This window comes from Senegalia sp. (in: firmicutes) (assembly GCF_052088025.1).
Lineage (GTDB): Bacteria > Bacillota > Clostridia > Tissierellales > SIT17 > Anaeromonas.
Window position 1 is genome coordinate 1 of sequence record NZ_JBQCYD010000007.1, and the last position, 15271, is coordinate 15271.

The following is a 15271-nucleotide window of genomic DNA, read 5'->3' on the forward strand; positions in this document are numbered from 1 at the left end:
TATTCTCAATTAAAATGTTTCATTTTTCTCTAACAACACTAGTTGACAAAGAACCCCTTTAATCTAGATTAAAAGATGCTTAATTTTTTATTTTATATTAAATTTTGTTCTTGCAAATATTTAGCGAAGAATTTTGTTAGATTATTTGTATTTTTATATTCTATGAAAAGTTCTCCATTATCTACAGATTTCAATTCAGCTTTTTTGCTTTTAGTATTAAATTCATCACTATATAATACTCTACTTTTATTTATAGGCCAATATATATCTTTGTTTTTAGACTTAGATAATCCAAAATAATCTGGATTAGTTTTTTCAATACCTAATAATATTTCTCTAGAATTAGAATAAGCAAAGTTTTTACCTAACATATTTGCAATGTTCATTATTACTTGCCAATTTTCATATGCAACAAGTGGTTTAATAGCTTTGTTTAAACTTTGTATTTTTCTTTCTGTATTAGTAATTGTACCACTAGTTTCAGCAAATCCTACTGCTGGAAGTACTACATCAGCTTTTTTAGCAGTATCACTAATATGAGTATCTTGTACCATTAAAAACTCTAATTTTTCAAGATCTACATCACTTACATCTTCTCCAAATACTAGCAATCCTTTTATGTCTTTATTTTCAATTTTATTTTTAAAGTAATCAAATCCTTTAGCTATACCCATATCTTTAAGACCTTGACTATTGGTGTTTTGCTTTAACTGAATTATTCCATTTCTAGCTCTTGCAATATGTCCTGATACAACTGCCATATTTGCAAGTAAAATTGCTGCATCTGATGTAATAGCTTTTTCTTCAAATACTATCATAGCATTTTTAGATTTTCCATAAGCTTCTGCTATCACTCTAGCTTCTTCACTTACCTCTATGTCAACTAAATTATTTGTTAAATCTTCAAGCCCAATATAGTTATCTTTTTTTGAAACAAAACCTTGCTCAATAAGTGACTTTAATATTTCCTTCAAAAACTCTACATTATTACTTGCATGAGTAGATATGCTAGAGAGCTTTGTTAAACTTGTCTTCTCTGGACTTATTGATATTAATTTAGCCCCATTTTCTAGAGCATTTTTTATCTTAAATCCTGCAATAGGCTGTTCTTGCATTATATTTTTTTCTATTAGTAATATAGTATCTACCCCATCAAGTTCATCAAAAGTATTTGGAGATGCATCATAACCTAATACTTCTTTGATTCCACCTTCTTGGTTGTTAAAAGAACCTATATTGTCAGTTTTTAACACTTCCTTTGAAAGTCTGTGTGCTAAATATATATCTTCATTGGTATATCTATCTGAAATAGATACACCCATTGCATCATCACCATATAAAAGACCTAAACTCTGAGTTCTTTTAGCAATATATAGCATTGCTTCTTCCCATGAAACCTCTTCTAGTTCTCCATTTTTTCTAACTAAAGGATTAGTGATTCTTAAACCCATATCCTTCAAGTCAAAACCAAATCTACCTTTTGCACAAAGTAATCCATCATCAACTGATGAGTCTTTTATAGGGGTAGCTCTTGTAATCATATGACCCTTAGTGCTTAAATCCATATTACACCCTACACTACAGTGTGAACAAACTGTTGAAGTAGTTTTTGTGTTAAGAGGTACAGACTTTACTATTTTTTGTCTTTCTTGCATTGCTCCCGTAGGACACACACTAACACACATTCCACAACTTACACATTCTGATTCTTGTAAGGTCTTTCCAAATGCTGGTTCTACTTTTGTATCAAAACCTCTATCAATAAGTGCTAATGCATTAGATTTTACTACATCTTCACAAACTCTTACACATAAACCACATAATATACATTTATCTGAGTCTCTAATTATAAATGGGTGATTATCATCATTTTTCCTATTGTGCATTTCACCTTCTAATCTCTCTGGCTCTACCTTATATTCATTAGAAAACTCAAGTAGTTTACATTCAAATAAATCTCCACATCCACATTCTAAGCATCTCATGGCTTCTTTTCTTGCATCTTCTTCAGAATATCCACTTACAACTTCTTCAAAATTAGTTTTTCTTATTTCAGGATCCAATACTTCCAACCTTGGTCTGTGTTCTATTTTTCTATGGGAAAATTCTTTTACATCTACATCTTCTCTAGTAACATAAAAAGGTTTTTCATATTTAACAGCCTTACCTTCTAAATAACCATTCATAACATTTACTGCTTTTTTAGCATCTCCAATAGCTGCTATTGCTATATCTGGTCCTTTATTTGTAGCATCTCCTCCAGCAAATACACCTTCAAGATTTGTTGAAAATGAATTTTCATCTGCAGCTATAGTCCCTCTTTGTGTAAGCTCTAATTCCTCAAGCCCCTTTATATCTATCTTCTGACCAACAGCTGATATTACAGAATCTACTTCTAATATCTCAAATTCACCTTCTATTGGTATAGGTCTTCTTCTTCCTCTAGCATCTTTTTCTCCAAGTTTCATTTTTTGAAGCTTAACCTTACTTACTTTACCATTTTCACCTATTATTTCGCTAGGGCTTACTAGAAATTTGAAATTAACTCCTTCTTCCATTGCTTCTTCTATTTCAATTTCTTCTGCTGGCATTTCTGCTTGAGTTCTTCTATATAATGCATAAACTTCTTTAGCTCCAAGTCTTATAGCAGTTCTACATGCATCCATTGCTGTATTTCCGCCACCAACTACTGCTATTTTCTCTCCAGTTTTCACAGGCTTATTTAAAGTGAATTTACTTAAAAATTCTATTCCACCAATTACTCCATCTAATTCTTCACCTGGACAATTTAACTCAGTACTATTCCATGCGCCTATTGAAACATAAACTGCATCATATTTTTCTCTTATATAATCTAATTTTATATCTTTACCAATTTTTATATTTGAAAGCATTTCTACGCCCATATTTTTTATGATTTCTATTTCTTCATTTAGTACTTCCTTTGGAAGTCTATATTGTGGTATACCATATCTAAGCATACCTCCAAGTTCTGGCATTGCTTCATATATTGTAGGTTTATGGCCTTCCTTTGCTAAGAAATATCCAGCTGTAAGTCCACCTGGACCTCCACCTATAATTGCTACTTTTTTACCTGTTGAAGCTTTGATTTCTGGCATAAATTGCTCTTTGTTTCTTAAATCTACATCTCCTACAAATCTTTTTATAATAGCTATTGATACAGGCTCTTCAAGCTTATCTCTTCTACATGCTGTTTCACATGGATGAGGACACACCCTACCTATACTTGCAGGTAATGGTAGCTTTTCTTTTAAAAGTTCTACTGCTGCTTCATCTTCACCATTTGCAACAAGTCCAACATAACCTTGGCAATCAGTATCTCCAGGGCATGCTAATGTACAAGGTGCCTTACAATCTCCTGTATGATCAGAAAGTAAAAGTTCCAATGCTATTTTTCTAGAATCATTTACCTTTTTTGTATTTGTAGAAATTATCATTCCATCAGAAGCTACTGTTGAACAAGACCTTAAAAGTTTGTTCATTCCTTCAACTTCTACTATACACAAACCACATGAACCATATGGTTCAACTCTTTCATCATGACAAAGTGTTGGTATTTCAATATTATTATCTTTAGCAATTTCTAATATTGTTTGACCACTATGGCCTATAACTTCAGTTCCATTTATATTCATTCTAATTTTATTCATTATTTATTCCCCCCTTACAAAATTATCCAACATTAATAGCACTAAATTTACAAGTATCATAACATTTACCACATTTAATACATTTTTCTTGATCTATCTCATGAACTGCCTTTTTCTCTCCAGATATAGCATCTACAGGACAATTTCTAAGGCACATTCCACAACCAATACATTTATCTTCTAAAATATTATATTCTAATAATTCCTTACAAGCCTTTGCAGGACATTTTTTATCATAAATATGAGATTCATATTCATCTCTAAAGTATTTTATAGTACTTAATACTGGATTTGGAGCAGTTTGTCCTAAACCGCATAAAGAACCTTCCTTTATTTTGCCTCCAAGTTCTTCTAAAAGTGCAATGTCTCCTGCCTTACCTTCTCCTTCAGTAATTCTTGTTAATATTTCAAGCATTCTTTTAGTACCCAACCTACATTGGATACATTTTCCACATGATTCTTTTCTTGTAAAGTCTAAGAAGAATCTTGCCATATCAACCATACAAGTAGTTTCATCCATTACAACCATTCCACCTGAACCCATTATAGCTCCAATTTTAGATATTGATTCATAATCAACGGTCGTATCTAATAATTCCTTTGGTATACATCCTCCAGATGGTCCTCCCATCTGTACTGCTTTAAATTCTTTGTCTTCCTTTATTCCCCCACCTATATCATATATTACATCTCTTAGAGGAATTCCCATAGGCACTTCTACAAGTCCACCTTTTTTGATTTTACCAGTTAGTGCAAACACTTTAGTACCCTTACTGTTTTCTGTTCCAAGCTCTGCAAATGATTTCCCACCATTTAATATAATAGAAGACACATTTGCAAAAGTCTCTACATTGTTGATGTTTGTAGGTTTATCCCAATATCCTTTTTGTGCAGGAAAAGGAGGTTTTAGTCTAGGCATGCCACGTTCTCCTTGTAGAGATTCTAAAAGTGCAGTTTCTTCTCCACATACAAATGCTCCAGCTCCAGCTTTTATTCTCAAAGAAAAATTAAAGTCTTCACCAAAAATATTGTTTCCTAAAAATCCTCTTTTTTCTGCTTCATTAATTGCATGATTAAGTCTTTTTATTGCAAGAGGATATTCTGCCCTTACATATACTATTCCTTCATCTGCTCCCATAGCATAACCATTTATTATCATACCTTCAATAAGTTTATGTGGATCCCCCTCTAATACTGATCTATCCATGAATGCTCCTGGATCTCCCTCATCTGCATTACACACCACATATTTTTTATCTCCAGGTGAGTTTTTTGCTGCATTCCATTTAAACCAAGTAGGAAAACCAGCTCCACCCCTTCCCTTTAATCCTGATACTTTAATCTCTTCTATTACTTGATCTGGGCTCATAGTTTTTAAAGCTTTTTCAACTGCCTTATATCCATCTTTTTCTATATATTCATCAATGCTTTCAGGATTTATATGTCCACAGTTTTTAAGAGCTACACGATTTTGCTTTGATAATATATCTTCATCTACCTCATCTATAGTATGATCATTATTTTTTTGATTTTTAATAATATCTTGAAAAAAAGCATCTATTTTATCTTCATCCATATTTACTAATGTAGTTTTACTTCCATCATCTTCAAAGACATCTAAAATTGGTTCTAAATAACACATACCTATACAACCAGTAGATGCAAGTTCTATATCTAAATTATTGTTTTTTATTTGATCAGCTAATTTATCATATACCTTATTAGCTCCAGCTGCTATTCCACAACTACCTTGTCCCACAACTATTTTCATGGTTTATGCCCCCTTCTTATTTTCTAATTTAACTTTTTTAAGAATATCTTTTGTTTTTTGAGGAGTTAAATTCCCATAAGTATCATCATTAATCATCATTACAGGAGACAAACTGCAACATCCAAGACATGCTACATTTATAAGTGTAAACATTCCATCTTCTGAAGTTTCTCCATCATTTATATTTAATTCATCATATATAGTCTGTTCTATAGTTTTAGAACCGTTTACATGACATGCTGTACCTTGGCAGAGCATTATCATATTTTCTCCTACTGGATTTAATCTAAATTGTGTATAAAATGTAGCTACTCCATGAATTTTAGCAGGCTTTATTTCTGTCTTCATTGATATATAGTTTAATATATCAATAGGTAGATAATTATATTCTGCCTGTACATCCTGAAGAATACTGATGAGTGTACCTTTTTTACCCTCATATTTTTCTAAAATAGAATCAATCTTAGCTTCATCTTCTTTAGAAATACTACTTAAAATAAACTTTTCATTTTCACCACAACAATTCATTTTATACATCCCCCTTATTTATATATAATTAATCATTTCCTAATATTTCTTGTGCAATTTTTTTGCCTGTAGGAGTAGCAGCAAGCCCACCTAAAGCAGTTTCCCTAAGTGATGCTGGTAACGATTTCCCTACTCTACTCATTGCACCTACTACTTCATCAAATGGTATGATGCTTTTTATACCAGCAAGAGCCATGTCAGCAGATATAAGTGCATTTGTTGCACCTATGGCATTTCTTTTAACACATGGACTTTCTACAAGTCCAGCAATAGGGTCACATACAAGCCCTAAGATATTCTTTATTGTCATTGAAGCTGCATGTAGGGATTCTTCTGGACTACCTCCATCAATTTCAACAAGTGCTGCTGCAGCCATTGCTGCTGCTGAACCTGTCTCAGCTTGACATCCTCCATCTGCTCCAGCTACTGTAGCATTCTTCGTGATAATGTATCCTATAGCAGAAGCTGTAAAAAGTGCCCTTACTAAAACATCATCTTCTAAATCATATTCATCTTTTATCATATATAGCACTCCTGGAACAATTCCAGATGATCCTGCTGTAGGTGCTGCTACAATTTGTCCCATAGTAGCATTTACTTCGAGTACAGCCATAGCGGCTGCAACAGCCTTCATTGTCCTTTTTCCTGAAAAGGTATCCTTATTTAAATATCTCTCACGTAATCTCTTAGCATCTCCACCAATAAGTCCTCCCATGGATTTCAAGCTATTATTAAGACCCTTTTCTACTGATTTTATCATAGTAATTAGATTATCTTTCATATGATTAAATAATTCTTCCTGACTTATCTCAGTATTTTCTGCTTCTCTTTCAAGCATTACTTCCCATATTTTTTTGTCATTATCTTTACATATATTTAAAAGTTCTACTCCATTTTTAAAGTTATACATTTAATTGCTCCTTTATTATAACGAATCTATTAGATAAACTTCTTCTACGCTTTCCGAAGAAGCTTCTACAGTCTTTATTATATTATTTGAAAGATTGTCATCACATTCTAAAACCATAAGAGCTTCTTTTCCCTTGTCTTGTCTATAAACACTCATAAATGCTATGTTTATATTTGCATCAGCCAATACTTTTGTTATCTTTGTTATAACCCCAGGTCCATCTATATGTTTTACTATTAAGGTAGGATATTCTCCTACAAATTCTAATTTCATTCCATTTAATTCAGTTATTTTTATATTTCCTCCACCTATGGAAGAACCCATAATTTCTACTATTTGATTGTTTACTTGATATATCAAAATTTTTACAGTATTAGGATGAACATCTCCTAAATCTGTAGGAATAAAATTATATTTTATATTCTTTTCATCTGCTATTTTTAATGATTCTTTTAAATTTTCATCATATTCCTTAAAACCTAATAAGCCAGCCATTAAAGCCCTGTTAGTACCATGGCCTTTATAGGTCTTTGCAAATGAGCCGTGAAGTAAAAAATCCACTTTAACAATAGGTGATTTCACAAGCTTTGAAGCTATTCTTGCTATTCTTGCTGCACCTGCTGTATGTGAACTAGATGGTCCTATCATTTTAGGACCAATTATATCAAATGCGCTGTAATTTTTCATATCATCATCCTCATCAATAAATTATTAATATTAGTATAGCATATTAAAAGCAATAAAGTCATATATTTATAATTTATTTAACATTATCATATTCTAAGAGATACAAAAAGTAACAAGAAATATCTAATATATGATAAAAAATCTACTAAACATTTTATTTGCCTCTAATTTTACCTACAGTCAATAATATTATCGGAAGAGCAAATCCGAATGTTGTAACCAAAGGGTCCCATACTTTAGCATCTAAACTTAGAGCACTTATATTACTTGGATAAACAATAATAGATAATATTACCATTAGCATGGCTAGGGGTAAAACTAATATTCTATAATCATTTAATTTTAACATTTGTGATATTCCAAAGGCAAGACCATAAAAATAAATGAATAATTTGTAAAATGTAGCTAAAAACCAAAGCATTGCTACTATTATTTCTATACGTTGTATAAATTCTCCTAATTGAACTTTTTTCATTAAAATATGAGTTGGATACATATGTCTTGCAGTGATTTCTGGTCCTAAAACAAGTATGCAAAAATCTATCACAATAAGTAATACAATAGTACCTAATATAGTAGCTGTAAGAAATGCCTTTTTTGATTCCTTTAAATTATCAACATTGGCTGGAAAAAATATAAATAGTGCTATAAGTGTAAATGAAGTTGAAGTCATAAAGGGTATGACACTTTTAAATACAGGTTGAATGCCATCTTCAAGTATTGGAAACATATAATTAAAATCTACTTCATTTAATAATAATAATATAGTTATAAAAAAGCTTATAACTATTAAAGGTGTTACAAGTTCTGATGATCTGGCTAATACTTCTAAACCTAATTTTGAAGCTATAGCAATAGCTATCATGAAAATTATATGAATAACATACTGAGGAGTTTCATGTAAGATAAGAGTAGATAAAAAGCTTCCTGTAATCCAAATTTGTGTGGCACATGCTATAGTCAAAAAAAGTATAAAAGATATAGATATTAATTTCCCTATATATTTTCCAAATACAGATTCTATATATTCTAAAATAGTTTTATCTTTCATTTTATCTGCTAAATTATTGTATATTAAAACCATTATTATGCTAAACATCGAGCCTATTATAGCTGTTATCCATGCATTTTGCTTGGTTATATCTACAGCAATTGATGGTACTAATATTATTGATGTGGCTATGTATTGTAAAAAAACTAAATTTCTAATTTGATTACTACTTATATTTATCTTAGTCATATAATCTCCTTTCATGACTTTAGTTAAAAATATTATTTAATGGTCTATATATTATTTCAACTGCCTTTAGAGGATTTGGAATTTCTACATTAAAAGACTTAAGTATTCCAAGTATAGTGGCAATTAAAAGAAGAAAAGCAAAAGAATATATTTCTTTTTTACAATTTTGCCCTTTTAAATTAGGTAATTCATATATTATAATTAAGACTGAACTAATTATTACAAATAAACTACCTTTCATCTTCATGCTCTCCTTCATCTATTTTATCTGTGAATGTATCTTTGGTTGTACCTGTACCAATTATGCTTACTTTAGTCTTTATATTTATATCTAAATTTGCAAACTCATTATCCCAGTTTTTATTTATTTTTTTAAACTCATGAGGATATTTTCTATATATTGCAAGCCCAAATCCAAATATATCACTCTTTAAAGATTTTGCTTTATTTATTGAAGTATATAAATACTTTTCAATTTGTTCTTCTAATATTTTTTCTAGTTTTTCAATTTTTTCCTTATCTTCAATATTAATAAGACATTCCACATCACCTATATCACCCTCTACCTTGTGAACTAAATCTATTACAAATCTTCCCTTTATAATTTTTGGCTTTATAGTAGACTTAGCTCTTAAAACTTCAACTGATATATCTCCTTCCTTTTCACATGGCACTGTTATTATATTGCTATCAATATTATTTACTATAGCATTGTATCCTCTACTCTCATCTTGATTTAACCATCCTACCAGTTTATCATCATTAAATACAGCAATATTATCTACTCTTATAATAGTATCTTGTTTTGTCTTAGCTAGATTATTTACCGTGGATCCATCATTCTTATTGCCAATTAATGTTACACCTGAAATTGTAGCATCTTTTCCTATATCTACCATATAGGTTATAAGTTTATCTATACTTATAACTTCTACAAGCCCCCATGCTGATTGAGTCTCTAAACTATTATATATTTTTTCTGCTGGAATCTTATCAACAGGGGTTAATACCTTTAAAATATCTTCAGCTTTATTTTCTCTTGCAATTATAAAATAAAAATCTGATCTTAATTCATGATCCCTTGAAAAGAAATCCAATATTTCTATAATTCCCTTCTTTGCAAGTTCCTCTCCTATAACTACAATCATTAATTGCCCATAATAAACTTTTCTTTGGGTATCTCTTACCAGTTTTCTAAGAGCTTCAAACATGGTCTTTCCTTTAGCTTCATAGGTTATAATTTCTGTTCTTTCAGTTAAATTTTTGCCAGTTACTTCACTAGGATTTATAATTTGAACACTTACCAAATACTCATCCTCTACTCTATCTATTCCAATTGCAGAAGCAATAGATAGCTCTGAAAGTTCTCTTTTATCCCAACAACCTGTTATTAAATTAATAGAAATTATAATTATCAAAAGTAATATTATTTTTTTCTTCATATAAGATCCTTTCTAAATTATTTTTTAGGTTTTTTAGGTTTTGCATCTAGTGGCTTTTGTTGACGTATATTATTTTTATCAGATAGCATTCTAGGTCTTCTAAACATATACCATACAGGCAATCTAATAAATGTATCTTTTTGCCCTGACATATCTAAAGGAGCCATAGGAGACATATATGGCACACCAAAGGACTCCAAACTACAAAGATGTAGCAACATGATAATTAGCCCAATAGTTACCCCAAAAAAACCAAAACTTGAACCAAGTAACATGAATATAAATCTCAATATCCTAGCTGTTATAGCTATATTATATGATGGTGATATGAAGCTTGAAAGTGCTGTAAGTGATACTACTATTACTGCAGCAGGGGATACAAAGCCTGCTTGAATAGCAGCATCACCAAGTACTAGTGCACCTACAATTGATATTGCTGTAGAAATTGTCTTTGGCATCCTTATTATTGCTTCTCTTAATATTTCAAAAGTGAGTTCCATTATAAGTATTTCAACCAAGGCTGGAAAAGGAATGCCTTCCCTTTGTGCAACTATACTAATCAATAATCCAGGTGGTATTGTTTCTGGATGAAATGTGGTTAGAGCTATAAAGATTGCTGGTGTAAAGAGTGAAAGAAAAAATGCTCCATATCTTAGTATTCTAATCAAACTAGATATGTCTGCTCCTTGATAATAATCTTCTGCTGCTTGAAAAAATTCTACAAATAAGGAAGGTACTAGGATTACAAAGGGCGAACCATCCACAATTATTGCTACCCTACCTTCTAATAATCCTGATGCAATAACATCAGGCCTTTCTGTATTGTATGTTCTTGGAAAAGGTGAATAAGGTTGATCTTGAATAAGTTCTTCTATATATTCGCTACCTAATATAGAATCTATATCTATTTTATTTAATCTATCATTCAATTTTTTTAATACCTTTTCATCTGCTATATTTTCCAAATACATTATAGCTATATTAGTATTTGTTTCTTTTCCTATTATCTTTTTTTCTACTCTTAAATTAACATTTTTTATTCTTCTACGCACAAGCGAAATATTAGTTTTGAGTGTTTCACAAAATGCATCCTTTGGTCCCTTTATAACATTTTGAGAGCTTGGTTCTGTCACTCCTCTGTCTTGAAAACTTATTGTACCAGCTGAAAAACAAGAGTTACAATTATCTATCAATATAATAGTCTCACCAGATAAAAGATTTTGAAATAAATCTTTATATTGATTTATTTTTTTCATATCTGCATCAGGAATAATGTTTTCTACAATTATATCCATTAAATTATTTTCTGTTTTTCCTGAAAGATCTATATCTTTTGATTCAATCATAAGGGGTTTTAATAAAAAATCATAAATCATATCTTTATTTACAATATTATCTATAAATATAATTGCCATTTCTATATCTTTATTTTTTCCAGAAAAAAACCTTTTGATAATCACATCACTACTATTACCTAATTGAACTTTAATTATATTTATATTCTCATTTATATCCTTTTTTATTTGAGCATCTTCATCCATAGTATTTATTTCGATATTATTGTTTATTTCTATTTCATCTTTGTTTTTTTTAAATAAATCTCTTATTCTTTTCATATCTCTACTCCAATATTTATATACTTACTAGTAGTTTAGCCCTATATAAGCAAAAAGATACAAAGAATATGATATTCTTTGTATCTTTTTGCTTATTTTATATCTATAAATATAAAAAATTCAACATTTTCAATATTTACTTTTTCAGAGGAATTTAAAGTAAATCCATTTATATTTTTAAATACAATTTTTAATTTCATATCATCATTTTCATCTATAAATGTCATGTTTTTTGCTTGTAATTGTTCTTTATCTATATTTTCTTTGTGAATTTTACTTGTTAGATCATTTATACTTATCTTATAAATTTCAATATCATTATTTTTTATGGTAATTTCATCATTATTGGTGCTATATCTAATTGAATAACTATCATTAAAATCTTTTGCATTTTGAGGTTGATAACTATTATATTGCATAAAATAATCATAATTATCAATTTCTATTATTATTTCATCATCTAAATAATGACTAAAATAAGATGAATTATTATAAGGATACATATAATCTTCTTTTAATTCAAAGCCAAATACTTCTTTCATATCTCTAGTATCAAAATCATTCCCAATATATTTCATATCATCAAGTGAATGATAGTTTGAAAAATATCTTATTATAGAACTAATCTCTCTTTGTGCTTCTTCATCTGTGTTTTCATTTGCCTTTATAGCTAGTGAATCTGATAACAAATCATTTTCTTCTAATAAATTTTCAAATCTATTATTTTGGCTCCATTTTGAAATAGAATAACTACTTATAGGTCCTGTTACAGATATTATCATTATAATCGCAAGGGATGCAGTTACCCAAATATTATTTATATTTTTCTTTATAGAATAATATATCATAACCAAAGTAACCCAAATTCCTGCTGCTATTACAAAATACCTATCTTCTGTTATACCATAAGTGTTTATCCTTAAAGCTATAGCCCAAAACATCATAGCAATCAAAGGAATAATTGCTTTTGGAAATATTTTTATAAAACTATTTATCCATCTATCTTTATCTTTAAGTGGATAGATAAAGAACAATACTATTGTCATTATAATTGAATACCACAACACTAAATTCCCTATTATATTTTGTGGTAAATCAGATGTTATGATTATCTTTGCAAAATATATATATAATATAATAGTATATACTGCAATCAATGGAAGTATTATATATTCAAGTAATACCTTTAAAACTTTTGGAAAAGATCTAATGGTGATTTTTTCATCTCTTTTTGGTATATCTGCTAAGAAAAATATAGGTGCAAAAATTCCTGCTACTATAAGAGCTATATCTGCAAATAATTCTCCTGGTATTTGTGCATTAAACAATAAATTAATTGTTCCAAGTATTGCTGCAAGTCCTAGATAAAGCACTATAGAATAAATATAGGTAACGATAAATCTAGTAAACAATCTTATAACATATAATTCATAATTATTCTTTCTTTTTATATAAGGTATGAAACTAAATATTATAAAAAGAGCTATGATATATGCACTATATCTGCTTCCAGACATATAATTTAATTCCTTTAAAAACAAGAAATAATATCCTATTAAAATTATTGGTGTAAATATGTGCGCTAATATTATCATATGTTTCTTTATACTTTCTCTAGTTTCAATATATATATATATTGATAAACTAAGAGGAACCCCTAGGGCTAGTATCATAGCTATTCTTGAATATAATTCTTCATTACTATTAAATAAATATTCATTATGAACCATATAAATAAGAGCACAAACTGTAAGTGCTGAATATAATATAGATAAGGGAAATCTTTTCAAACTTTCAAGTATTCTCTTTGGAAGTCTTTTAAATCTTTCAATGATTTTCATAAATGCCACCTCTCTCTGTATGTATTATATTTTCATTATATATTATTACATCATTATTAGAAAGTAGGAGAAAGAAATAAAGATTTAAACCCAGAAGAAAGAGCTTCTTCTGGGTTATTGTTTTTAGATATCTGGTATGTCAGTATTATCTGGTCTTTTAACCTTTATATCTGTATCAGATTTCCTTATTTGATTATCATTCATATTATTGTTATTTTTCAAATCATTTTTATCAGGCGTCTTTTTAAATAAGTCTTTTCCTTCATCTTGTGAATTAGATTTTACTTTTTCTTTATCCATTTTTTTGTTTAACTTTTCTAATTGTTTAGCTGCAAATTCACGTCCCCCAATACCAAATGCTAAAGCAAATGCTACTGCAAGAGCTGCTACTATTGCTGTGAAAGTTAAATTAACTATGCTTGGTGCAAGTTTTAATTGATCTAATGTCATAAAGAATGTAAATCCTATTATGAAATATTTTAAAACCTTACCCAAGAATGATGAATGTCCTGTAAATTCATCAACAAATTTTTGTATAAAACTTGCTGCAAGTATTCCTACAGTAAGAGTTATAAGTGCTCCAAACAGGAATGGTAAATAAGCAATTATAGCTGCACCTACATTTTGAAGTACATCAAGTTTTAATACATTTAAACCTTGAACTACAAATAATATAATTATTAGATATTTTACTACTTCACCTATTATGTTTGATAATGAAATTTTAGGTACATCTGGTAAACTATCATGTGTTTGCAGATTATCTGTAAGTGAATCTATGCCTGTACCTGAAAGTAATCCTTTTATTAAATCTGCTACTAATTTTGCTACTAATACTCCAATTATAATCAGTATTGAAGCTGCTATTATATTTGGTATTATAGCTAATATTTTATCTAGCATGTTTATTGCTGGCTCTGATATAGCTTCAATATTCAGTACTTGAAGAGCTGATATTGCAACTGGAATTATAACTAAAGCATATACTATATTTCCAATTATTTTAGATAGATTTACTGAAGTAGTTGGATTTTTGGTATTATCCCTTTTTGATATTCCAAGTTTTTTTGGAAGCCTGTCCACTCCAAATCCTTTGGATAAGTTCATAACTACTTCTTTAGCTAATTTTGCAAGTAACCAACCTACAAATAATATTAGCCCTGCACCTATTAAATTAGGTATAAATGCTAAAAAATTTCTAACCATATTTGATATTGGTGCTGATATTGACTCCATACCTAAAGCATCTAATATAGGTGGAATCATAAATAAGAAAACTAAAAAATACACTAATTTACCCAGTGTTTTAAGTAAACTAACACCATCCTCATGAGTACTAGCTAATCTCGCCTTTTGAAATACTGTTGGTAACTTTGCCGCCCTACCACCTTTTACAACTAATGTTTTTGCAACCTTTGCTATAACCCAAGCTACTAATAATAACAATAGAGCCATTAAAATATTAGGTATAGCACTAATTATTGTTTCTAAAACTCTTTCAAATTGATAAGTAATATTTTCCATAATATCCTCTCCTTGTAATATTTTTATTTTATTTTCTTAAT

11 protein-coding genes are annotated in these 15271 nt (G+C 29.5%); all 11 read right to left on the reverse strand.

The window, feature by feature from the left end; all coding sequences use genetic code 11:
* Window positions 1–92: 92 nt before the first annotated feature.
* Window positions 93–3671 carry a molybdopterin-dependent oxidoreductase gene (locus ACTHUW_RS02915; RefSeq protein WP_442196924.1) on the reverse strand — a complete coding sequence of 1193 codons (3579 nt, stop codon included), beginning with the start codon at window positions 3669–3671 and terminating at the stop codon, window positions 93–95.
* 22 nt (window positions 3672–3693) lie between these two features.
* Window positions 3694–5442, reverse strand: a complete 1749-nt coding sequence (locus tag ACTHUW_RS02920) for an NADH-ubiquinone oxidoreductase-F iron-sulfur binding region domain-containing protein (RefSeq protein ID WP_442196923.1) — start codon at window positions 5440–5442, stop codon at window positions 3694–3696.
* Window positions 5443–5445: 3 nt separating this feature from the next.
* Window positions 5446–5970 (reverse strand): NADH-quinone oxidoreductase subunit NuoE, encoded by a 525-nt coding sequence (gene nuoE / locus ACTHUW_RS02925; protein WP_442196922.1) that lies wholly within the window; start codon window positions 5968–5970, stop codon window positions 5446–5448.
* A gap of 28 nt (window positions 5971–5998) precedes the next feature.
* Window positions 5999–6880 (reverse strand): L-serine ammonia-lyase, iron-sulfur-dependent, subunit alpha, encoded by an 882-nt coding sequence (gene sdaAA / locus ACTHUW_RS02930; protein WP_442196921.1) that lies wholly within the window; start codon window positions 6878–6880, stop codon window positions 5999–6001.
* 15 nt (window positions 6881–6895) lie between these two features.
* Window positions 6896–7567 (reverse strand): L-serine ammonia-lyase, iron-sulfur-dependent subunit beta, encoded by a 672-nt coding sequence (sdaAB, locus tag ACTHUW_RS02935; RefSeq protein ID WP_442196920.1) that lies wholly within the window; start codon window positions 7565–7567, stop codon window positions 6896–6898.
* 154 nt (window positions 7568–7721) lie between these two features.
* The gene (locus tag ACTHUW_RS02940; protein ID WP_442196919.1) at window positions 7722–8807 is read right to left on the reverse strand and encodes a GerAB/ArcD/ProY family transporter; all 1086 of its coding nucleotides are present in this window, start codon (window positions 8805–8807) and stop codon (window positions 7722–7724) included.
* A gap of 19 nt (window positions 8808–8826) precedes the next feature.
* The gene (locus ACTHUW_RS02945; RefSeq protein WP_442196918.1) at window positions 8827–9048 is read right to left on the reverse strand and encodes a hypothetical protein; all 222 of its coding nucleotides are present in this window, start codon (window positions 9046–9048) and stop codon (window positions 8827–8829) included.
* Entirely contained in the window at window positions 9038–10249 is a 1212-nt protein-coding gene (locus tag ACTHUW_RS02950) for a Ger(x)C family spore germination protein (protein WP_442212463.1), read from the reverse strand. Before ACTHUW_RS02950 ends, ACTHUW_RS02945 begins: the two co-directional genes overlap by 11 nt.
* A gap of 17 nt (window positions 10250–10266) precedes the next feature.
* Window positions 10267–11865: a spore germination protein gene (locus ACTHUW_RS02955; RefSeq protein ID WP_442196916.1), complete on the reverse strand. Its 1599-nt coding sequence runs from the start codon at window positions 11863–11865 to the stop codon at window positions 10267–10269.
* A gap of 92 nt (window positions 11866–11957) precedes the next feature.
* Complete coding sequence (locus ACTHUW_RS02960) at window positions 11958–13706, reverse strand: DUF4153 domain-containing protein (RefSeq protein ID WP_442196915.1); 1749 nt, start codon at window positions 13704–13706, stop codon at window positions 11958–11960.
* 123 nt (window positions 13707–13829) lie between these two features.
* On the reverse strand, window positions 13830–15230 hold the full coding sequence (locus tag ACTHUW_RS02965) for a mechanosensitive ion channel (protein ID WP_442196914.1): 1401 nt from the start codon (window positions 15228–15230) through the stop codon (window positions 13830–13832).
* Window positions 15231–15271 lie beyond the last annotated feature (41 nt).